A 21,957-nucleotide genomic window follows, 5' to 3' on the forward strand; every position below is an offset into this window, starting at 1 on the left:
ATTAAACCTCGTCCACGGAATGGCCTTTCAGCGCGCTACGGACCGACTGATCCATACGGCGAGCGGCAAATTCCTGGGTTTGTTTGTCTACGTTTTTAATGGCTTGTTCGATAGCGTCAACATCATCGCCCAGCGCCACTTCGCTCAGGTGAGCGGCGGCATCGTCGATCAATTGACGTTCTGCGGCGCTTAGCAGCGCGGCATCAGCGGTCAGCGCGCCGGTTAAACTCTCCAGAACGCGCGCCGCTTCGACTTTCTGCTCTGCCAGCATACGGGCTTTTACGTCCTGCTCGGCAAAGCTCATCGAATCCTGAATCATTGAGGCAATTTCGCTGTCGGTCAGACCGTAGGACGGTTTCACCTGAATAGAAGCCTCAACGCCGGTGGATTTTTCCATCGCAGTGACGCTCAGCAGACCGTCTGCATCCACCTGGAAGGTCACGCGAATATGCGCGCCGCCTGCCGGGAGCGCCGGAATACCACGCAGGGCAAAGCGCGCCAGCGAACGGCAGTCCTGCACCAGTTCACGTTCACCCTGCATGACGTGGATAGACATCGCGGTCTGGCCGTCTTTGAAGGTAGTAAAGTCCTGCGCGCGCGCCACCGGAATCGTAGTGTTACGCGGAATCACCTTCTCCACCAGGCCGCCCATCGTTTCCAGTCCCAGCGACAGCGGGATCACGTCGAGCAGCAGCATTTCACTGTCCGGTTTATTACCAACCAGAATATCCGCCTGGATTGCCGCGCCAATCGCCACCACTTTATCCGGGTCGATTGACGTCAGCGGCGGGCGACCGAAGAATTCGCCCACACGTTCACGCACCAGCGGTACGCGCGTGGAACCGCCAACCATCACCACTTCCAGCACCTCTTGCGCCTCAACGCCGGCATCTTTCAGGGCACGACGACAGGCAAGCAGCGTACGCTTAACCAGCGCAGAAATGAGTTCATTAAACTGTTCGCGGGTAATCTCGCCCTGCCAGCCCGCCACGTTAATCGTGACTGACTCGGTATCGCTGAGCGCGATTTTCGCCGCGATGGCGGCATCCAGCAGTTCGCGCTGCACGCGGTTATCGCTGCGATCGGCAATTCCCGCCTGTTCACGGATGTAATCCGCCAGCAGGTGGTCGAAGTCATCGCCGCCAAGCGCGGAATCCCCGCCTGTCGCCAACACTTCGAACACCCCGCGACTCAGGCGCAGAATAGAAATATCAAACGTTCCGCCACCGAGGTCATACACTGCAATGACGCCCTCTTTGCCGGAATCCAGACCGTAGGCAATCGCCGCAGCGGTCGGTTCATTGAGCAGGCGCAGCACATGGAGGCCCGCCAGGCGTGCGGCATCTTTGGTCCCCTGACGCTGTGCATCGTCAAAGTACGCCGGTACGGTAATCACCACGCCATCCAAATCGCCGGAAAGCGACTCAGAGGCTCTCGCCGCCAACGCTTTCAGGATATCGGCTGAAACACGGACCGGATTTAGCAAACCCGCCGCCGTTTCAATCATCGGCAAGCCATTTTCACTTGCCTGGAAACGGTATGGCAGATGCGGGTAGCGAGTCTGAATATCCGCCAGTGAACGTCCCATCATGCGTTTCACTGAACTGATAGTATTGGCGGTATCCAGCGCGGCATTAGCGCGCGCATCATAGCCGACCGTGTGGCCCTGCGGCTGATAGTGAACGACGGACGGCAGCAGATGACGACCGTCGTGATCGGCCAGCGTTTCCGCCTGACCGCTACGCACGGTTGCGACCAGAGAGTTGGTGGTCCCGAGATCGATACCCGCAGCCAGACGACGCTGGTGTGGCGCTGCGCTCAGACCAGGCTCACTAATTTGTAATAAGGCCATAATTGCTTCCGAAGTTTAAAAATCGAGCAGTTTTTCTTCGAGTTGTTCTGCACTGCTTCGCAGTTTATCGAGAAAACGCAGTTTACGCACGGTATCGGCCGCGGCGTCCCACGTCTCGCTATCCAGTTGTTCCACCATCAACTGATGGCGGCTATCAAACATCTTTTTCACGCGCTGAATAAACTGTTCCAGCCGCGCCTCGTCTTTCGTCTGTTCGATCTCATCGAGTTCTTCACGCAGTTCCAGTTGTTCCATCAGGAACGCGGTATCGCGCACCGTGTGCTGCTCGTTGCTGAGATCAAAACCGTGTAGCGAAAGCAGATATTCTGCGCGCATCAGGGGATGGCGCAGCGTTTGCCAGGCCTGGTTGATAGTGGCGGATTGCTGGACGGCAGCAAGCTGTTCCGCCTGGGTACCGCTGGCAAATTTATCAGGGTGATACTGGCGTTGCAGATCCTGAAAACGAAGGCTCAGCGCCTGAATATCGAGCGGATAACGGGCCGGTAAGCCAAAGAGGGTGAAGTAGTCCATAACATTCTCAGGGGTAGCCTGTTAGAACAAACCCCACACGTAGCAAGGCCACGGCGGGGTTTTCGGATGACGCGCGTTACACGTGGAAGCTTTCGCCGCAACCACACTCGTCTTTCACGTTCGGGTTTGTGAACTTGAACCCTTCGTTCAGACCTTCTTTCACGAAGTCTAACTGCGTTCCGTCCAGAAATTGCAGGCTTTTTCCGTCGACCACAACCTTAACGCCTTTGTCTTCAAACACGGTGTCTTCTGCCGCCGGTTCATCAACAAATTCCAGTACATACGCCATACCTGAGCAGCCGGAGGTTCTCACGCCCAGACGCAGGCCAAACCCTTTACCACGGTTCGCCAGGAAGGTATTTACTCGCGCTGCTGCACTGTCGCTAAGTGTAATCGACATAATAAAACCTCAACTCTTCTTATTTTGCTTCACGTTTGCTTTTGTAGTCCGCAATGGCGGCTTTGATCGCGTCTTCTGCCAGAATAGAACAGTGAATTTTCACTGGCGGCAGCTCAAGCTCATCGGCAATATCGGTATTTTTGATCGCCTGTGCTTCGTCCAGTGATTTCCCTTTCACCCATTCGGTAACCAGGGAGCTGGAGGCGATAGCGGAACCGCAGCCGTAAGTCTTGAAACGCGCGTCTTCAATGATACCTTCATTGTTAACTTTGATCTGCAACTTCATCACGTCGCCACAGGCTGGTGCACCCACCATGCCGCTACCGACGTTCTCGTCGCTGTTGTCAAAAGAGCCCACGTTACGTGGATTCTCGTAATGATCGATTACTTTTTCGCTGTAAGCCATGATGAATTCTCCTTATCGGTACCGATTAATGATGTGACCATTCGATGCTGTTCAGATCCACGCCCTGCTTGTGCATTTCCCACAGCGGAGAAAGGTCACGCAGACGGCCGATAGATTTACGAACCAGTTCGATGGTGTAATCAATCTCTTCTTCGGTAGTAAAACGACCTAAAGAGAAACGAATAGAGCTATGTGCCAGCTCGTCGGTCATTCCCAGTGCGCGCAGCACGTAGGAAGGCTCGAGGCTCGCAGAGGTACAGGCAGAACCGGAAGAGACCGCGAGGTCTTTCAGCGCCATGATCAGCGACTCGCCTTCAACGTAGTTAAAGCTGACGTTGAGGATGTTTGGTGCGCCCTGCTCAAGGTCACCGTTCAGGTAGACTTCTTCCATATCTTTCACGCCGTTCCACAGACGGTTACGCAGACCGCGCAGACGCGCCATCTCGGTTTCCATCTCTTCTTTCGCGATGCGATAGGCTTCGCCCATACCGACGATCTGGTGGACAGGCAGCGTACCGGAACGCATGCCACGCTCGTGACCGCCGCCGTGCATCTGTGCCTCAATGCGAATACGCGGTTTACGACGAACGTACAGCGCGCCGATCCCTTTCGGGCCATAAATTTTGTGACCGGAGAAGGACATCAGGTCAACTTTCAACTGGCTCAGATCGATAGGCAGTTTGCCCACGCTCTGGGTGGCGTCAACATGATAGATGATGCCGCGAGCACGGCACATTTCGCCGATAGTCGCGATATCCTGTACCACGCCGATTTCGTTATTCACGTGCATGATGGAAACCAGGATGGTGTCGTCACGCATCGCCGCTTCCAGTTCTTTGAGATCGATAATCCCGTTGCTCTGCGGCGCCAGGTAGGTCACTTCAAACCCTTCACGCTCCAACTGACGGCAGGTATCCAGTACCGCTTTGTGCTCGGTTTTACTGGTGATAATGTGCTTGCCTTTTTTCTGATAAAAGTTGGCTGCACCTTTGATCGCCAGGTTGTCGGATTCAGTCGCACCGGAAGTAAAGACGATTTCACGCGGATCGGCACCCACCAGATCGGCAATCTGATTACGGGCGATATCAACCGCCTCTTCAGCCTGCCAGCCGAAACGGTGTGAACGGGAGGCCGGGTTACCAAAGGTTCCGTCCAGTGTCAGGAACTGCATCATTTTCTCGGCAACACGCGGGTCCACCGGCGTGGTTGCGGAGTAGTCGAGATAAATCGGTAATTTCATTGCTCTATAAACTCCGTACATCGCTTCAATGCAAGGAGTCAGGCAACCGGCTGGATGTACGACCGTGTTAACGGAGCGCAAACGCTCCGGCCTGACTCGAAAATCTTCTTATCGTTAACCTAACTGTTTCGCGTTTCAGCAAGGCGGTAAACATGCGAATCCCCGAGAGCTTACAAAAGTAAGCGGGGTGAACATGTGCAGCCAACGCAGATGCAACCCGAAACAGGACGGTTAAATTAAGCGCGTAACTTAACGTCAATCGCGTCTTGTGCACGATTTGTGCGTGGAGCGTCGTGGCTGTGCTGGCGACCAGACACATCCAGGACTTCCTGGTTATTCACCAGTTCACCTAACGTAATGTTGTTGAGGAAACCGGTCAGACGGTCGCTCAGATCGCGCCACAGCGCGTGGGTCAGGCATTTATCGCCGCCCTGACAACCGCCTTTGCCCTGACAACGTGTCGCATCTACCGACTCGTCAACAGCGCTAATCACTTCACCGACTGCAATACTGCCGGCATCTTTACCCAGCAGATAACCACCGCCTGGCCCACGTACGCTGGACACCAGACCATTTTTACGCAAACGGGAGAACAGCTGTTCCAGATAAGAAAGGGAAATTCCCTGACGTTCAGAAATATCAGCCAACGGTACCGGGCCCGCTTCGGAGTTGAGCGCAACGTCCAACATTGCGGTCACGGCATAACGCCCTTTAGATGTCAGTCTCATGTCTTACTTAACCTCAAACTCGCCCCTGCCCGGGGTTTTTTATTGTAAAATGGGGGTATTGCATAGCAGGGCCAAGTCTGACATTCCCGACTAAATCAGTCAACTATTTACTTGACTGTTTTAGTCAGGTATTTAACCTTCAGTGCCATTTTGCTTTGCCAGCTGGTTTGCACTTACTTGTCTTTATTCTGCTGCTCAATAGAAGCAAGCATTCCACGCAGAATATTCAGCTCCTGGCTCTCCGGACGCGCACGCGTAAACAGACGGCGCAACTTGTTCATCACTTGTCCCGGATGGTTTTCACGGATAAACCCCGTCGACAGCAACGTCTGCTCAAGGTGACCGTAAAACCGCTCCAGATCGTCTACCAGCGGGTACGGTGCTTCTTCATGCACGACCGCATCAGGATTTTCCTGCGTCGCCAGCCAGGCCATGCGCACTTCATACGCGATGACCTGTACCGCCATTGCCAGGTTCAGCGAACTGTATTCCGGGTTCGCCGCAATCGCGACATGGTAATGGCATTTTTGCAGCTCGTCATTGGTCAGCCCAACGCGTTCACGACCAAACACCAGCGCCACGGGGGTATTTGCCGCTTCCGCTACGCTTTTTAAACCGCATTCGCGCGGGTCAAGCATCGGCCACGGCAGCGTACGCGAACGTGCGCTGGTCCCGACCACCAGGCTGCATCCGGCCAGCGCTTCATCGAGGGTATCGACGATCTGCGCATTGCCGATCACATCACTGGCCCCTGCCGCCAGGGCGATGGCCTGGGAATCAGGTTTCACGAGCGGGTTCACCAGCCACAGGTTGGTTAACCCCATTGTTTTCATGGCGCGGGCAACAGAGCCCATATTGCCGGTGTGAGAGGTTTCCACCAGCACGATTCGAATATTTTGCAGCATTGTCTTTCTTCAGCTAAAGATTATTCAGCCATATTATCATAAATCGAAGACATATTCCGATCTCGCTGCTATACTCTGCGCCGTTTTCCCGTTCTTTAACATCCAGTGAGAGAGACCGATGCATCCGATGCTGACCATCGCCGTGCGCGCAGCGCGCAAGGCGGGTAATGTAATTGCCAAACACTACGAAACGCCTGACTCAGTAGAAACCAGCCAGAAAGGCAGCAATGATTTCGTGACCAACGTCGATAAAGCCGCTGAAGCGATTATTATCGAAACGATCCGCAAATCTTACCCGCAGCACACCATCATCACCGAAGAAAGCGGTGAACATGAAGGTACCGATCAGGATGTTCAATGGGTTATCGATCCACTGGATGGCACCACCAACTTCGTAAAACGTCTGCCGCACTTCGCGGTTTCCATCGCCGTACGTATTAAAGGCCGCACTGAAGTCGCCGTGGTTTACGATCCGATGCGTAATGAACTGTTCACCGCAACCCGCGGTCAGGGCGCACAGCTGAATGGTTACCGTCTGCGCGGCAGCAATGCGCGTGACCTGGACGGCACTATTATCGCGACCGGCTTCCCGTTCAAAGCCAAACAGCACGCCACCTCTTACATGAATATCCTCGGCAAAATGTTTACCGAGTGTGCTGACTTCCGTCGCACCGGTTCTGCTGCGCTGGATCTGGCCTATGTTGCCGCTGCGCGCGTTGACGGTTATTTCGAAATTGGTCTGCGTCCGTGGGATTTCGCCGCGGGTGAACTGATCGCCCGTGAAGCTGGCGCCCTGGTCTGCGACTTTACCGGTGGTCACAACTACATGACGACCGGCAACATCGTGGCGGGTAACCCGCGCGTGGTTAAAGCGATGCTGGCGAATATGCGTGACGAACTGAGCGACGCGCTGAAGCGTTAATTTTCTCCGGTGGATGGGGCCACTCATCCGCCGAGCCTTTTCCGGGCGCTTTTCCTAAACACAACCTCATCGCTTTACTTTCCCTGCACGTTTTTACACGATCGCGCCCTGCTCTTAAGCATGTACCGCTATTGGCATAAAGCGGCAAGGAAGCGAACATGACCATTCAACATACCCGAAACATCGTCAAATCCCTTTTTATTCTGTTTATCATTGTGGTCTGTATTTACCTGCTGCCCCGCGTGGCGATCAATGCCTTTTATTACCCGGATAATAAAGCCTATGGGCCAACCCCTGTCGAAGCTGAATCTATCGTCTTTACCGCCAAAGACGGCACCCAACTACACGGTTGGTTTATTCCCTCATCCACCGGCCCCGCCGAAAACGCGATTGCGACGGTCGTGCATGTCCATGGCAATGCCGGAAATATGTCGGCGCACTGGCCGTTAGTCAGTTGGCTGCCAAAACGTAATGTAAATCTGTTTATGTTTGATTACCGTGGGTTTGGTGAATCTGAGGGTACACCGACGCAAAAAGGTCTATTAGACGACACGCGAAGCGCGATGGACTACGTGCGACACCGCCCCGATGTCAATACTCAGCGACTGGTCTTGTTGGGGCAAAGCCTGGGGGGAAATAATGTACTGGCCACAGCAGGCAATTGCATGGACTGTGCAAATCAGCGGCACGGCGATCGCACGGGCGTACGCGCCATTATCCTCGACTCGACCTTTTCATCGTATTCCGCCATTGCCAACCAGATGATCCCTGGGAGCGGATTTTTACTCGACAATCGCTATAGTGCGGATAGAAACATCAGCAGCATCGCCCCGATCCCATTGCTTCTGCTTCACGGGACGGCGGATCACGTTATTCCCTGGCAACATAGTGAAGCTTTGTTTGCAAAAGCTGGCGAACCGAAACAGATAATCATTATCCCGGAGGGTGAACATATCGATGCCTTCTCTGAACGCCATGGCGAAATATATCGTGATGCAGCGATAGATTTTATTCGTCATGCTATGGAGTAGTATAAGAATATAAACCTGTTGATTCTCCATCGGAGCGCACTCTGCTGGTTTTTTAACTGAGTGAGCTTATGATTTAATAATCAAAACGGTCTTAATCCCCTTCCCACTGGCACCGCACTCACCCACATCACTCCTGCTGCCACCACTAATATCGCGCCACCGGCTAACGCCAGCGTTGACCAACCAACCTGCCGCCACAGTACCGGCGCATGATTGCCGCTCAGCCTGACTGCCAGCGTACGAAAACTGTGCACCAGCAGCGCCAGAGAGGTAATCGTCAGCGACGTTCCCGCCGCCATTGCCAGCGCCGAGACTATTCCCCAGCCAAAGACGCCGATGACTTTGCTGAACAGCAATACCATGATCGCCCCGGAACAGGGACGCATCCCCATCGACAGAATAATCATTAGCCGCGCGCGCCAGTCATCATCGTGGTGGATCTGCTCCGGATTCGGCATGTGCTGATGCCCGCAGCCACAGTTTTCATGGTGCACATGGTGTGGCGTGAAGGCGATAAACCTGGGTTTGCGCAGCAGCGCATGCAGTTTCTTCAGCGCCCGCCAGCAGAGCAAAACGCCCAGAATCCCCACCAGCGCATAGCTCCCCTTCTCCAGCCAGAAACCGCTCAGATGTAACTGTCTCGCCGGCAGTTGCAGGATGCTGAGCACGACCACGACCAGCCCGATTGCCACCAGCCCCTGCAATAACGAAGAAGCCAGCGTCAGCCCGATGCTCGACTTAAGCTTTGAAGGATGGGTCGCCAGCCAGGTGGTGATCACGACCTTTCCATGCCCCGGTCCCAGTGCGTGCAGCACACCATATAAAAAGCTAAACAGCAGCAATGACCCACCCGCCTGGGCTGGACTGGCGGCAACGGCCTTCAGCAATACGCTCATCTGCTGATTCACCTCCCGTTGCCAGACAATACTTTTGATCATCACCTGCGGCCAGGCGTACCACAGCCAGACACCACCGATCGCTGCAATCAGCAAAAACAGCGCCAGCGGCCACAGCGACAGCCAACGCCGTGCGCGAATGCGGGTTGTGGATATTACTGACATGAGACCGTCACCGTCTGTGCAAATTGTTTCCCCAGTTCCATATCCTCCGGAGGCGCGTCTTCTTTATCCAGCGACTGGGCAAAGCTGAGCGATTCTTCGCTCGGGGTCGGTGTGTTCACGGCGATTTTACATTGCTCACGCAACGCCGACGATAGCGTTGCATCGTTATCTTCTTCGTAGCTCATATCGACATAATAAGAGGGATCAAAGGTCGAGAAGGTGTAACGCTGCCCGCTCAATGGTTGCGGTTCGGCAAGCGGCAGCACAAAGGTGAGCACGGCCTGATGCTCAACACGCTCCATGCTATATTCCGTGGGGCGGTTCTTAAATTTAACGCGCTGCCCGTTATGCCACATTTCGGTAAAGTAATGCTGTCCCAGCACATTCGCCATCACTTCCGCCGCCAGCTTCTTCCAGATTTCAGAACCCGGTTGAGCGTCGCCCGCATCATAAAGCAGATCGGCAGAGGTCAGTTCATCCATTGTCCAGCGCATCTTCAGCGCCACAAAAGTCCCGTTATCGCCGATCACTTCCGTTTTCAGACGAATAAAACTGTGAGGATGTGCACTCACCGTAGACGTCAAAAATGCGAGTAATACCAGCAAAGCGCCGCGTATCATGAATGGTATCAACTCCCCACAAAAACAGGACGGGCCACGCGAGTCACGATCGTCGTGGCAGGATTGTCCGTGAGAATAACATTGAAATGAGGAATGTTGGGCGCTGATTTCTGGACTCGATTCAGTTCTCAGATTTGCGATTTCGTCGCTGAGGGCGGTACGCCTGCTGCGGTTATTTTCTGTGTGCAATAGCCAATTTGATAATGAATTGTAAAAATAAATAAGCATTTTTCGATAATTATTAACAATTAAATTAACCAAAAAAGCATTTCAATCGCTCAAATTAACTATAATTTAACCATAAAACACCCATAAATTAACAAAAATGGGCATTTATCACATTTATGAAACTTGAGATTCATTACCTCTTCCCTTCGTTGATAACCTCCTGTTCGTGACATGCCCCGGTCCCTACAAAAGGTACAACTATGAAATTCAAACTCGCATTACTCAGTGCAACCCTGGTTTCTGCATGCATGTTGTCCGGCCCGTCCTTTGCGGCAGAAAAATATGAAATCGCTGTGGTTGCTAAAGTCACCGGTATTCCGTGGTTTAACCGTATGGAAACCGGCGTGAATGAAGCCGCGAAGAAACTGGATGTGAATGCTTACCAGACTGGCCCTTCCACACCGGATCCGGCTCAGCAGGTAAAAGTGATTGAAGATCTCATTGCCAAGAACGTTAACGCGATCATTGTGGTACCTAATGACGCCAAGGTGCTTGAGCCCGTGCTTAAAAAAGCGCGCGATAAGGGTATTGTCGTCCTGACTCACGAATCGCCAGATCAGCAAATCGGCCAGTGGGATATCGAAACGATCGACAGCGAGAAGTACGCGCAGGCTAACGTTGACGAGCTGGCGAAGGATATGGGCGGTAAAGGCGGCTATGCCATTTACGTCGGCTCGCTGACCGTGCCGTTGCACAACGCCTGGGCCGATTACGCCATCAAGTACCAGAAAGAAAAATACCCGGAGATGTTTGAAGTCACCACTCGTCTGCCGGTGGCTGAGAGCATCGACAAATCCTACTCCACGACGCTGGACCTGATGAAAACCTATCCGCAGATGAAGGGCATCATTGGCTTCGGTTCGCTGGGTCCGATTGGTGCCGGTCAGGCAGTACAGAAAAAACGCGCGAAAGATAAAATTGCCGTGGTGGGGATTGCAATGCCCGCACAGGCAGCGCCTTATCTGATGCGTGGCGACATCAAAAAAGCGATGCTGTGGGATCCAAAAGATGCCGGCTACGCGCTGGTGACCGTGGCAGATCAGTTGCTGCAGGGCAAAGAGGTCACGCCAGATCTGACCATTGAAGGATTAGGGAAAGCCGATGTCGACATGGAGAAGAAAGTGATCCGCTTTAACAAGATCCTCGAAGTCACCAAAGACAACGCGCAATCACTCGGTTTCTAAGGCTCCAGCCACCACCAGGGAAACCTAACGCCGACCGTCTGGTCGGCGCTATCAACAGGCTTAACACTCTGCGCCCGTCAGGGCGCTCGCAGGGGTATTGTCCATGACAGACACCACCGCATTTATCACTCTTGAGAATATCAGCAAGCAATTCCCGGGCGTGCTGGCGCTGGATAATGTGAATCTGACGCTGAAAAAAGGCGAAGTTCACTGTCTGGCAGGACAGAACGGTTGCGGTAAAAGCACCATTATTAAAGTGATTTCCGGAGTCTATCAGCCGGAAAAAGGAGCGCAGATCCTGCTGGATGGCAAACTGTTTCACCAGTTGTCACCACAGCTCTCTTCGCATTACGGCATCCAGGTTATCTATCAGGATTTATCCCTCTTTCCTAACTTCAGCGTGGCGGAGAATATTGCCGTCAACCGCTACCTGCCCGGCGGCGACATTTGGGTGCGGCGCGGTACGATGAAGCAACAGGCGCTGGCGGCAATGAAGCGGATTGGCGTCAGCATCGATCCCGATAAAAAAGTGGAAAAACTCTCCATTGCCGACCGTCAGCTCGTCGCGATTTGTCGCGCCATTGCCGCCGACGCGCGTCTGGTGATTATGGACGAACCCACCGCTTCCCTGACGCGCCAGGAGGTCAACGGCCTGCTGCGCGTGGTCAACGAACTGAAAGCCGACGGGATTTGCGTGGTGTTCGTCAGCCACCGTCTCGATGAGGTGATGGAAGTGGCGGACCGCATCAGCGTAATGCGCGACGGCAAACTGGTGGGGACGTATCCCGCCAGCGAACTCGACAGCCATGAACTGGCATTCCTGATGACCGGTCAACGCTTCCACTACAGTCCGCTGCCGGAAAAACCGCCGGTTGAGCAGGAGCCAATGCTGGAACTGCGCAACCTGAGCCGCAAAGGAAAATATCAGGACATCAACCTGTCGCTGCGCAGCGGTGAGATCGTGTCAATTGTCGGCCTGCTTGGTGCAGGGCGCACCGAGCTCTGCCTGAGTCTGTTTGGCATGACGCATCCGGACAGCGGGGAAATTCGCATTAACGGGAAACCGGTTCAACTGCGCAACAACCATGACGCAATCAGACACGGGATCGGCTATGTCTCGGAAGATCGCCTGACCCAGGGGCTGATCATGGAACAGTCGATCTACGACAACACGATTGTCACGGTCTTTGACAAACTGCATACCCGCAGCGGCCTGCTCGATCACGATAAAGCCAAAACGCTGGTCGCCGATCTGATCCGTGAACTGAACATTAAGGTTTCCGATCCGCAGTTGCCGGTCAAAACGCTCTCCGGCGGCAACGCCCAGCGTATCGCCATCGCCAAATGGGTGGCGACCCAACCGCATATCCTGATCCTGGACTCCCCAACGGTGGGGGTTGATATCGCCAACAAAGAGGGGATCTACCAGATCGCCCGCAATCTAGCGGAACAAGGCATGGCGGTGCTGATGATTTGCGATGAGATCCCGGAAGCGTATTACAACAGCCACCGCGTACTGGTCATGCGTCGCGGAAAGCTGGTTGCCGAGTTTAATCCGCATCGCTGTCGTGAAGAAGACATTGCAGAGGTGGTCGAGGTCATCCATGAATAACTTTCATCTCTCCCGTTTAATCGGGCACCATGAATTCTGGCTGGGCCTGCTGGTGATTGCGCTTGCCGTTGGGCTGAGCGTCAGCACTGACGAGTTCCTGTCACTCGGTAATCTGACGGACGTCGCCACCAGCTACGCCATTCTCGGTATTCTCGCCTGCGGGCTGTTTGTCGTGCTGATCTCCGGCGGAATCGATATTTCGTTCCCGGCGATGACGGCGATAGCGCAGTACGCGATGGCAAGCTGGGTGATCGCCCACGGCGGCAACTTTCTGCTGGCGCTGACCATCGCCATCACCGTCGGGTTATTGCTCGGGCTGATTAACGGCTTCCTGGTCTACTGGCTGCGCGTGCCCGCTATCATCATCACCATCGCCACGCTTAACGTCTATTACGGTCTGCTGGTTTACGCCACCAAAGGCACCTGGCTGTACGGCTTCCCGGACTGGTTCATGAACGGTATCAACTGGTTCTCGTTCACCGCGGCAGATGGCTATGACTACGGTATTACCCTGCCGTTACTGTGTCTGGCGGCAGTGATCGTCTTCACCGCTATCCTGATGAACTACACCCGTCTCGGTCGCCAGATTTACGCGATGGGCGGTAACCGTGACGCCGCCTCCCGCCTCGGGCTGAATCTGTTGAAACTGCATTTCTATGTCTACGGCTACATGGGTATTCTGGCCGGCGTCGCCGCCGTCGTGCAGGCGCAGATCACCCAGTCCGTAGCGCCAAACTCGCTGCTCGGTTTTGAGCTGACGGTGCTAGCGGCGGTGGTGCTCGGCGGCACCAGCATGAGCGGCGGTCGGGGCACATTGACCGGAACGCTGCTGGGGGTGATTCTGCTGGCCTTTTTGCAAAACGGTCTGACGCTACTCAGCGTCTCCTCGTACTGGCACACCGTTTTCAGCGGCATCATTATCCTGGTCAGCATCAGCGCCACCGCGTGGAACGAAAAACGCAAACTGGCAAGGGAGCTTTGAGATGAAAGCGTTCGCAAGAGTATTACCCGGTGATGCCATCATCCGCCTGCAGTGCGTGATTATTATCGTCGTCGCCGTCGTCTTCTCAGCGCTGTTGGGCACTCGCTTTTTCAGCGTCGCAAACTTCCAGTCCATCGGCTCACAGTTACCGATCCTCGGTATGCTGGCGCTGGGAATGGGGATGACCATGCTGACGGGCGGCATTAACCTGTCGATTATTGCCGGTGCCAACGCCTGTTCGCTGGTGATGGCGGCGGTCATCGTCAGCCATCCGGACAACCCGTTGTTCCTCGCACTGGCGCTGCTGGCCGGTGCAGCGGTCGCCGTGGCGATAGGGACGCTGAACGGCGCGCTGATCGCCTGGGTTGGCGTGTCGCCGATCCTCGCCACGCTCGGCACCATGACGCTGATCTCCGGGCTGAACATTTTACTCTCTAACGGCACGGTGATTTCGGGCTTCCCGGCGGCAATTCAGTACCTCGGCAACGCCACCCTCGCAGGTATTCCCGTGGCTCTGCTGCTGTTCATCGTGGTTGCGGTGCTGCTGTGGGTATTGCTGGAACACACCACGCTCGGGCGTAGTCTTTATCTGATGGGATCCAACGAACAGGCGACCCGCTACAGCGGCGTGAATACCGTTCGGGTGCAGATTTCCGTCTACGTCATTTCCGCCCTGCTCGGCTGGGTGGCCGCAATCTTAATGATGGCGAAATTCAACTCGGCGAAGGCCGGATACGGTGAGTCTTATCTGCTGGTCACTATTCTCGCCTCGGTGCTGGGCGGCATCAATCCGGACGGCGGATTTGGCCGTATCATCGGCCTGGTGCTGGCGCTGGTTGTGCTGCAAATGCTGGAAAGCGGCTTTAACTTGCTGGGGATCAGTAGCTATCTGACGATGGCGCTTTGGGGCGCGGTACTCATCCTCTTTATCGCATTACAGAATCGTAGAGCCTGATTTCAGGAGAAAAATTATGGCGAGTTACTTTATTGGTGTGGATGTAGGAACCGGCAGCGCTCGCGCAGGGGTGTTTGATCTCAACGGCAGAATGGTCGGCCAGGCCACTCGCGCGATTGAAATTTACCGCCCGCAGGCCGATTTCGTCGAGCAGTCGTCCGATAACATCTGGCAGGCTGTCTGCAACGCGGTTCGTGATGCCATTAATCAGTCCGATATCAACCCCATTCAGGTGAAAGGGTTGGGATTTGACGCCACCTGTTCACTGGTGGTGCTGGATAAGGAGGGCAAACCGCTGACCATCAGCCCTTCCGGGCGCAGCGAGCAAAACATCATCGTGTGGATGGATCACCGCGCCATCACCCAGGCCGAGCGCATCAACGCGATGCACCATCGGGTGCTGGACTACGTAGGCGGGATCATCTCCCCGGAAATGCAAACGCCGAAACTGCTGTGGCTGAAACAGCATATGCCTAACACCTGGGCCAACGCGGGCTACTATTTTGATTTACCCGACTTCCTGACCTGGCGCGCCACCGGCGACGACACGCGTTCACTGTGTTCCACGGTGTGCAAATGGACCTACATGGGCCATGAAGACAAGTGGGATGCCAGCTACTTCCGCGAGATCGGACTGGAAGATCTGCTGGAACACGATGCGGCAAAAATTGGTCGCTATGTGAAAACGATGGGCGAACCGCTTGGTCACGGACTGACTCAGCGCGCCGCCAGTGAAATGGGGTTGATTCCAGGCACTGCCGTCAGCGTGTCGATCATCGATGCCCATGCGGGTACCCTCGGCACGCTTGGCGCCTGCGGTGTCTCTGGCGAAGTCGCTGACTTTGACCGTCGCGTTGCCCTGATTGGTGGAACCTCTACCGGGCACATGGCGATCTCAAAAGAGCCTCGCTTTATTGGCGGCGTCTGGGGTCCTTACTATTCCGCCGTGTTGCCGGAATACTGGCTCAATGAAGGCGGACAGTCCGCGACCGGCGCGCTGATCGACCACATTATTCAGTCGCACCCTTGTTACGAGACGCTGCTGGCGCAAGCTAAAGCGCAGGGGCAAACTATTTATGAAGTGCTGAACGCGCTGCTGCGTAAAATGGCAGGCGAGCCGGAGAATATCGCCTTCCTGACCCGTGATATTCATATCCTGCCCTACTTCCACGGCAACCGTTCGCCGCGCGCCAATCCGACGCTGACCGGGGCGATCAGTGGGCTGAAGCTTTCCCGCACGCCGGAAGACATGGCGCTGCACTATCTGGCAACCATTCAGGCCATCGCGTTGGGTACGCGTCACATCATTGAAACCATGAACCAGAGTGGGTACAGCATCGACACTATCATGGCCAGCGGCGGCGGCACCAAGAACCCTATCTTTGTGCAGGAACATGCCAATGCCACTGGTTGCGCCATGCTGCTGCCGGAAGAGAGCGAAGCGATGCTGCTCGGTGGCGCAATGATGGGCACCATCGCCGCCGGCGTGTTCGAGACCTTCCCGGAAGCAATGTCGGCCATGAGCCGGATAGGTAAAACGGTCACCCCGCAGACCAATCGCATTAAGCAGTATTACGACCGTAAATATCAGGTGTTCCACGAGATGTATCAGGATCACATGAAGTACCGTCAGTTGATGCAGGGGGACACATGAGTAGCCCATGGCAACAGGCCACCGATACCTGGACCCTCTACAGTGAGGCGCTGGCCGGTCTGGGTCAGCATTTGAGCGAACCGGTCTGGAATGCATTAATGACGGAATTGCGCGAATGTCGGGGGAAAATCGTGGTCACCGGCGTCGGCACCTCTGGCATTGCGGCGCGTAAAATCGCCCACATGCTCTCCTGCGTTGAGCGCCCGGCGATCTACCTCAACGCCACCGATGCCGCGCACGGCGATCTCGGTTTTTTACGCGCTGACGATCGGATGATTTTACTCTCGCGCGGCGGTAACTCTGACGAGCTCACGCGCTTATTGCCAGGCCTTGCGGCGCGCAACGTGCCGATTATCAGCGTTACGGAAAACGCGAATTCCGCCATTGCAAAGGCCGCCCGGCTGGTGATTTCCACCGGCGTCCAGCGCGAGGCGGATCCGCTGAACATGCTGGCGACCACCTCCATCATGCTGGTGATTGCGATCTTTGATGCTGCCTGCGCCTGCCTGATGAGTGAAAGCGGCTATACCAGAGAAACGCTGCTGGCCGTGCATCCGGGTGGTGATGTCGGGTTAACCCTGCGACAGGATCGTTAATCCATTAATAACCTTTCAGCCTCGTCTCCCCTGGCGAGGCTTTTTACTGCACAATCTGAAGATAAAAACGCGGAAAATCATAATAAAGCGCTGCGTTAAACTCTCTTACGCGGTTGCACACGTGAAAAATTCTGTGACCTCTCCCTGCATTCCTGACGCAAAACATTTCATTCGTAATGGCTATGGAAAAACTTTAGCTATTCTTATCTAACATACCTAAGGGAGATCCGACAGATGATGACAACGCTTGCTCCGCCATCTGTACTTTCTGCTCCCCAGCGCCGTTGCCAGGTTTTGCTGACGCTTTTCCAGCCGGGGCAGATTGCCACCGCGGAAATGTTCAGTGCGCTAAATGGTGTCGATGATACTGTTGCCCGTGAGGATATTGTCGAAACGGGACTGGAGATCCAACGCTATCATCGACTTAGCATTAGCACTGGTCCGAATGGGTGCTACCGGATCGAAGGTACCGCGCTTAACCAACGCCTCTGCCTCTTACACTGGCTCAGACGCGGCCTGCGTTTGTGTCCGGCGTTCATTAATCAACACTTTGCCCCCGCCCTCAAAATTGAGCTAAAACAGCGGGGGATCCTGCGCACGCTGTATGACGATACCAATCTGCATGCGCTGATTAACCTTTGTGCGCGTCGTCTGCAAAAGCCGTTCGAGTGCCGGGACATCCAGTTCCTGCGCCTCTATCTGCAATATTGTCTGTTGCAACATCATGCGGGGATCTCGCCGGAATTCAATCCCGTCCAGCAGCGCTGGGCGCAGTCCTGCGCCGAATACGCGTTAGCGCAGGAGATTGGCCGTCACTGGCAGCGTCGTGTCCGGCAGGATGCGCCATTAACGGAATCGCTGTTTATGGCGCTGCTGTTTTCGATGGTCCGCATCCCGGACCCGATTCGCGATAACCATCAGCAGAACCGGCGGTTGCGTCTGGCGATCGCCCGCCTGATCCTGCGTTTTCGCGAAATGGGCGCGGTGCGTTTTAACGACGAGCAGGGGCTAAACGATCAGCTCTATATCCATCTGTCCCAGGCGCTGAACCGCTGCCTGTTTTCGATTGGCATCGATAACACCTTGCCGGAAGAGTTCGCCCGCCTCTATCCGCGTCTGATGCGTACCACCCGCGATGCGTTACGCGGGTTTGAAGAAGAGTATGCCGTTGAGTTTTCTGAAGAAGAGACGGGACTGGTGGCGGTGATTTTTGGCGCATGGCTGATGCAGGATAATGACCTGCATGAGAAACAGGTCGTCTTACTGACCGGTGATAATCCGCAACTGGAGCAGCAGATAGAACAACAACTGCGTGAACTGACGCTACTGTCGCTGAACATCAAGCCATTGCCGATGCGAACTTTCCAGCAGGAAGGCTCACCGCGCGGCGTGGCGCTGATTGTTACCCCTTACGCCACGCTGCTGCCGCTCTTTTCACCCCCGTTGATTCATGCGGATCAGGCGCTAACGCCACATCAGCAGCAGCAGATCCGCAAGATGCTGGAATCAGGCTGAAGCGGCCACTTTTGGCCGCAGTACCATAGCCGGCAACGCCACCAGCGCCATCACCCAGAAGACGCCGTTGCCCAGATTCTGGTACAGGAAGCCAGCAAACACGGTCATGATGGCAATGCTGCCGCCCATCGCCACAGCAGAATAGACCGCCTGCAGACGAATGACTTCGCTTCCCTGACGCGCCGCAATATAACGCATCGCCGCCAGGTGGCAGACGGTAAAGGTGCCACAATGGAGGATCTGCACCACAATCAGCCACGGCAGCGCCGTCGTCCAGCCCATCAGTCCCCAGCGAATCACACCACAGATGGCGGAGAGCAGTAACAGATCGCGGGCGCTAAAGCGGCGGAACAGCTTATTGCTCAGGGCGAAGATAATCACTTCTGCCACCACGCCGAGCGACCAGAGATAGCCGACCGCCGACGCGGAATACCCCGCCCCCTGCCAGTAAATAGCGCTAAAACCGTAGTAGGCGGCATGCGCCCCCTGCAACAGACAGACGCAGGCCAGAAAGCGCCAGCTTTGTGTGACCAGCGAACGCCAGGCGGGCCAGCCAGCGCTCTCCTGGTGACGGTTTTCCCCTTTGGGCAACACGCTGGGGCGAATCAGCATTCCCAGCAACATTGAGGCGACACCCAGCGTAAGCAGCGCCAGAATCGCCCGGTAATCAAACAGGCTGACCAGTTTGCCGGTTAGCGCCGAACCAATCACAAACGCGACCGATCCCCACAGACGCACCCGTCCATAATCCATGGTGATCTGCTTTTGCCAGGTATTCGCCAGCGCGTCCGTGAGCGGCACCAGCGGCGAGAAGAAGAGGTTAAAGCCGACCATCACCACCATCAGCCAGGCGACATGGGTTCCGGCCCAGAAGGCCAGCGCAAAGATCAGCGTCAGTAGCGCCAGAATGCGTAACGCGGAGATCAGCCGTGATGGATCGCTGACCCGCGGGGCAATGATCAAACTGCCAAGAAAACGGGCGACCAGACCAGCGCCCAATAAGAGGCCGATCGTCTCCGGCGTGAGGCCAAGCCCTTTAAGCCAGACGCTCCAGAAGGGAAGAAAAATCCCGTAGCTAAAAAAATAGGTGAAGTAACCGAGCGCCAGCCAGCGCGTGGAGTGCAAAGACATGATCCCCTCCCGTGTGGAGGCGATAGTCTGGCGATAAACGCAGGCTGGCGCAAGTGAACATTAACAGCAACATAACAACGTTTTGCCGCTAATCAACGCGAATCTCCATCGCGAAACGGCACTGTTCTCCAGAGCCTAACATCCGCAATCCCGGCTGCCCCGGCATGTGGTGGGCATTCACCGGATGCGTCTGCGGTTCCAGACAAAGAAATGACTCACCCGGCATTCTGAAAAGCATAAGCCAGGGAGTTTGCGCAGAAATCGTGACACGCATCACATTACGTTGAACGATCGCCTGCCCACTCCAGCCGGAATACCCCACATTTAACCAGCGATCCGCGCCATACTGCGCCCTGGTAAAATCAGCCTCCGTCGGCAGTTCACTCTGCCAGGCCAGCGGCAAATGGTGCTCGCCTTCCGGCCAGTAACCGCTGGCAGAAAACTGCACGGTGCTTCGCGCATCAAAGACAAAAAACGGGTGGAAACCGCAGCCGTACAGCATGGGGCGCTTGCCCAGATGAGCGATCGTCAGCGACGCCCTGAATACTGACGCGTCAAGCACATACTGCAGTTCCGCCTGATAATCATAGCCACATGCCAGTTGACTGCGCAGACGCAGCGAACAGCTATCATCGGTCGCCGCCGTCACTTCCCAGCGTTTAAGCCAGCCGTCACCGTGCAGGAAAAACGCGTCGTCGACCTCATATAACGGCAATTGCACCTCGGTTCCGCGCTGGCTGAAGCGGTTACCGGCCACGCGATTGGCAACCGGCAGCATCGGAAACAGCCCGCCATCACCGGCGGTTTTTCCCTCGCTTTCGCGTAGAACCGGTTGTTGATGTTGTAACGAAAACAGCGACAACAGCGCGCCGCCTTGAGGATCCACGCGCATCCGCAGATGCGCGTTATGCAGCGTCAGCGGCGTGGTCATCAGCGCACGCTTTTTGGCTGTGCCGACGGGCTGGCTTTCAAATGTCTCGCCGCCAGTTGTTCTTCCAGCGCTTCCAGCGTTACGCCTTTTGTTTCCGGTACATTACGCAGCACATACACATATCCCATTGCGCAAATCACGCCGTAGAGCAGGAAACTCCCGGCGGCACCCAGCCCGGCATTGAGCAGCGGGAAGGTATAGGTCAACAGGAAACAGGCAATCCACAGCGCCAGCGTACCCAGCGACATCGCCAGCCCGCGCACGCGGTTAGGAAAGATTTCAGACAGCAGCACCCAGGTGACCGGTGCCAGCGTCAGGGCATAAATGGCAATGGCCGCCAGCACCAGAACCAGCACCGGCCAGCCCATAATCCCCATCCCGTAGGCACCGGCAATCAACACATAAATCACCGTCAGGCCGGATGCGCCGAACAGCATCAGCTTGCGCCGGCCAATTTTGTCCACCAGCGGCAGTGCGGCGAGGGTAAAGACCAGGTTGATAATGCCAGTGGCAACGATCGATTTCAGCGTACCGTTGATGTCGAAACCGGCAGAGGCGAAAATTTCCTGCGCGTAGTTAAAGATCACGTTGATCCCGCACCACTGCTGGAAGACCGCCAGCACCATGCCGATGATCACGATCGGTTTGATCTGCGGTTGCAGCAGCGTGGACCATGCGACTCTGTGATTATCTTTGAGCAGCGTGTGTTCGATCTCTTTTAGCGTCTGTCCGGCGTACTCCGCAGAGCCAATGCGTTGCAGCATGGCACGCGCACGCTCCGGTTTACCCGCCTTCACCAGCCAGCGCGGGGATTCCGGGACGAAAAACATCAGCACCAGAAAGGCCAACGCGGGAACCAGTTCCGCGCCAAACATCCAGCGCCAGCCCATCTGCCCGTTCCAGCTCTCAACAATTGCCTGCTGTGTCGCCCCTGTGGCAACGGGTTCAGCGATCATCAGGTTGATCAGTTGCGCCGCCAGAACGCCAATGACAATGGTCAACTGGTTCACCGCCACAAAACGTCCGCGTTTTTCCGCCGGACTGACTTCGGCGATGTACAGCGGACTGAGCGCTGACGCCAGGCCAATCCCGACGCCGCCAACAATGCGGTAAACCACGAACATGTCGAAGTTGCTGGCAACGGCGGTTCCCCATGCCGAGGCGCTGAACAGAATAGCAGAGAGGATGAGCGGCATTTTTCGGCCAAATTTATCGGCGCACCAGCCCGAAATCAACGCGCCAAAAATACAGCCCACCAGCGCGGAGCTCATCGCCCAGCCGGACTGCGCCGGATCGGTTATCGAGAAGTACGCTTCATAAAAAGGCTTTGCCCCACCAATCACCACCCAGTCGTAGCCAAACAGCAAACCACCACAGGCTGCGACCAGACAGATAGTCCAGACGTAGCCGATTTTCAAATGTGTCTGCGCGTTATTCATTATGATTCCTCTTTCAGGGAAACGCAGGGAACAG

The 21,957-nt window shown here is 55.4% G+C and carries 21 protein-coding genes; 9 read left to right on the plus strand and 12 right to left on the minus strand.

What is annotated here, in order from left to right; genetic code table 11:
* Window position 1 precedes the first annotated feature (1 nt).
* The 7 genes from hscA to trmJ all read right to left on the minus strand — a co-directional run bounded on the left by hscA (window position 2) and on the right by trmJ (window position 6,062).
* Window positions 2-1,852: a Fe-S protein assembly chaperone HscA gene (gene hscA / locus ACQ0PY_RS17270; RefSeq protein ID WP_044253086.1), complete on the minus strand. Its 1,851-nt coding sequence runs from the start codon at window positions 1,850-1,852 to the stop codon at window positions 2-4.
* A gap of 15 nt (window positions 1,853-1,867) precedes the next feature.
* Complete coding sequence (gene hscB / locus ACQ0PY_RS17275) at window positions 1,868-2,383, minus strand: co-chaperone HscB (protein ID WP_042999820.1); 516 nt, start codon at window positions 2,381-2,383, stop codon at window positions 1,868-1,870.
* A gap of 76 nt (window positions 2,384-2,459) precedes the next feature.
* Window positions 2,460-2,783: an iron-sulfur cluster assembly protein IscA gene (gene iscA, locus ACQ0PY_RS17280; RefSeq protein WP_003037681.1), complete on the minus strand. Its 324-nt coding sequence runs from the start codon at window positions 2,781-2,783 to the stop codon at window positions 2,460-2,462.
* A gap of 19 nt (window positions 2,784-2,802) precedes the next feature.
* On the minus strand, window positions 2,803-3,189 hold the full coding sequence (iscU, locus tag ACQ0PY_RS17285; RefSeq protein ID WP_002913991.1) for a Fe-S cluster assembly scaffold IscU: 387 nt from the start codon (window positions 3,187-3,189) through the stop codon (window positions 2,803-2,805).
* A 25-nt stretch (window positions 3,190-3,214) separates the two neighbouring features.
* Complete coding sequence (iscS, locus tag ACQ0PY_RS17290) at window positions 3,215-4,429, minus strand: cysteine desulfurase (RefSeq protein WP_042999818.1); 1,215 nt, start codon at window positions 4,427-4,429, stop codon at window positions 3,215-3,217.
* A gap of 236 nt (window positions 4,430-4,665) precedes the next feature.
* Entirely contained in the window at window positions 4,666-5,157 is a 492-nt protein-coding gene (gene iscR, locus ACQ0PY_RS17295; protein WP_042317591.1) for a Fe-S cluster assembly transcriptional regulator IscR, read from the minus strand.
* A gap of 173 nt (window positions 5,158-5,330) precedes the next feature.
* Window positions 5,331-6,062: a tRNA (cytosine(32)/uridine(32)-2'-O)-methyltransferase TrmJ gene (trmJ, locus tag ACQ0PY_RS17300; RefSeq protein WP_044327920.1), complete on the minus strand. Its 732-nt coding sequence runs from the start codon at window positions 6,060-6,062 to the stop codon at window positions 5,331-5,333.
* Window positions 6,063-6,180: 118 nt separating this feature from the next.
* Here trmJ and suhB point away from each other — a divergent pair, with 118 nt between their 5' ends.
* Both suhB and ACQ0PY_RS17310 read left to right on the plus strand, forming a co-directional pair.
* Complete coding sequence (gene suhB / locus ACQ0PY_RS17305) at window positions 6,181-6,984, plus strand: inositol-1-monophosphatase (RefSeq protein ID WP_042999816.1); 804 nt, start codon at window positions 6,181-6,183, stop codon at window positions 6,982-6,984.
* A gap of 158 nt (window positions 6,985-7,142) precedes the next feature.
* Window positions 7,143-8,015 carry an alpha/beta hydrolase gene (locus ACQ0PY_RS17310; protein ID WP_109740510.1) on the plus strand — a complete coding sequence of 291 codons (873 nt, stop codon included), beginning with the start codon at window positions 7,143-7,145 and terminating at the stop codon, window positions 8,013-8,015.
* A gap of 80 nt (window positions 8,016-8,095) precedes the next feature.
* Here the strand turns inward: ACQ0PY_RS17310 and ACQ0PY_RS17315 are convergent, their stop codons facing one another.
* Together ACQ0PY_RS17315 and ACQ0PY_RS17320 are read right to left on the minus strand one after the other, a co-directional pair.
* Complete coding sequence (locus tag ACQ0PY_RS17315) at window positions 8,096-9,076, minus strand: nickel/cobalt transporter (RefSeq protein ID WP_109740511.1); 981 nt, start codon at window positions 9,074-9,076, stop codon at window positions 8,096-8,098.
* Entirely contained in the window at window positions 9,067-9,696 is a 630-nt protein-coding gene (locus ACQ0PY_RS17320; protein ID WP_054176540.1) for a DUF1007 family protein, read from the minus strand. Before ACQ0PY_RS17320 ends, ACQ0PY_RS17315 begins: the two co-directional genes overlap by 10 nt.
* A 428-nt stretch (window positions 9,697-10,124) precedes the next feature.
* On the opposite strand from ACQ0PY_RS17320, the gene ACQ0PY_RS17325 reads away from it, so the two are divergent.
* The 7 genes from ACQ0PY_RS17325 (at window position 10,125) to csiE (ending at window position 18,422) form a co-directional block, all read left to right on the plus strand.
* Entirely contained in the window at window positions 10,125-11,108 is a 984-nt protein-coding gene (locus ACQ0PY_RS17325) for an autoinducer 2 ABC transporter substrate-binding protein (protein WP_042999813.1), read from the plus strand.
* 103 nt (window positions 11,109-11,211) lie between these two features.
* The gene (locus ACQ0PY_RS17330; RefSeq protein ID WP_109740512.1) at window positions 11,212-12,720 is read left to right on the plus strand and encodes a sugar ABC transporter ATP-binding protein; all 1,509 of its coding nucleotides are present in this window, start codon (window positions 11,212-11,214) and stop codon (window positions 12,718-12,720) included.
* A complete protein-coding gene (locus tag ACQ0PY_RS17335) occupies window positions 12,713-13,702 on the plus strand; it encodes an ABC transporter permease (protein WP_109740513.1) in 990 nt (329 codons plus the stop codon). The genes ACQ0PY_RS17330 and ACQ0PY_RS17335 overlap by 8 nt, the downstream gene beginning before the upstream one ends.
* 1 nt (window position 13,703) lies before the next feature.
* Entirely contained in the window at window positions 13,704-14,657 is a 954-nt protein-coding gene (locus tag ACQ0PY_RS17340) for an ABC transporter permease (protein WP_044327924.1), read from the plus strand.
* A gap of 16 nt (window positions 14,658-14,673) precedes the next feature.
* The gene (locus tag ACQ0PY_RS17345) at window positions 14,674-16,311 is read left to right on the plus strand and encodes an FGGY-family carbohydrate kinase (RefSeq protein ID WP_109740514.1); all 1,638 of its coding nucleotides are present in this window, start codon (window positions 14,674-14,676) and stop codon (window positions 16,309-16,311) included.
* Window positions 16,308-16,907 carry a KpsF/GutQ family sugar-phosphate isomerase gene (locus ACQ0PY_RS17350; RefSeq protein WP_044264916.1) on the plus strand — a complete coding sequence of 200 codons (600 nt, stop codon included), beginning with the start codon at window positions 16,308-16,310 and terminating at the stop codon, window positions 16,905-16,907. The genes ACQ0PY_RS17345 and ACQ0PY_RS17350 overlap by 4 nt, the downstream gene beginning before the upstream one ends.
* Before the next feature lie 234 nt (window positions 16,908-17,141).
* Window positions 17,142-18,422, plus strand: coding sequence for a stationary phase inducible protein CsiE (gene csiE / locus ACQ0PY_RS17355; RefSeq protein ID WP_446894156.1), 1,281 nt, complete (start codon window positions 17,142-17,144; stop codon window positions 18,420-18,422).
* Here csiE and ACQ0PY_RS17360 read toward each other — a convergent pair.
* From ACQ0PY_RS17360 to ACQ0PY_RS17370, 3 genes are all read right to left on the minus strand, one after another.
* Window positions 18,414-19,553: a 3-phenylpropionate MFS transporter gene (locus ACQ0PY_RS17360; RefSeq protein ID WP_042999806.1), complete on the minus strand. Its 1,140-nt coding sequence runs from the start codon at window positions 19,551-19,553 to the stop codon at window positions 18,414-18,416. The two genes, csiE and ACQ0PY_RS17360, sit on opposite strands and share 9 nt — an antisense overlap.
* Before the next feature lie 88 nt (window positions 19,554-19,641).
* Window positions 19,642-20,484: an aldose 1-epimerase gene (locus tag ACQ0PY_RS17365; protein ID WP_042999805.1), complete on the minus strand. Its 843-nt coding sequence runs from the start codon at window positions 20,482-20,484 to the stop codon at window positions 19,642-19,644.
* Window positions 20,484-21,923: a sugar porter family MFS transporter gene (locus tag ACQ0PY_RS17370; RefSeq protein WP_109740515.1), complete on the minus strand. Its 1,440-nt coding sequence runs from the start codon at window positions 21,921-21,923 to the stop codon at window positions 20,484-20,486. Before ACQ0PY_RS17370 ends, ACQ0PY_RS17365 begins: the two co-directional genes overlap by 1 nt.
* Window positions 21,924-21,957: the final 34 nt, after the last annotated feature.

It is taken from the genome of Citrobacter sp. LST-B2, assembly GCF_057983045.1.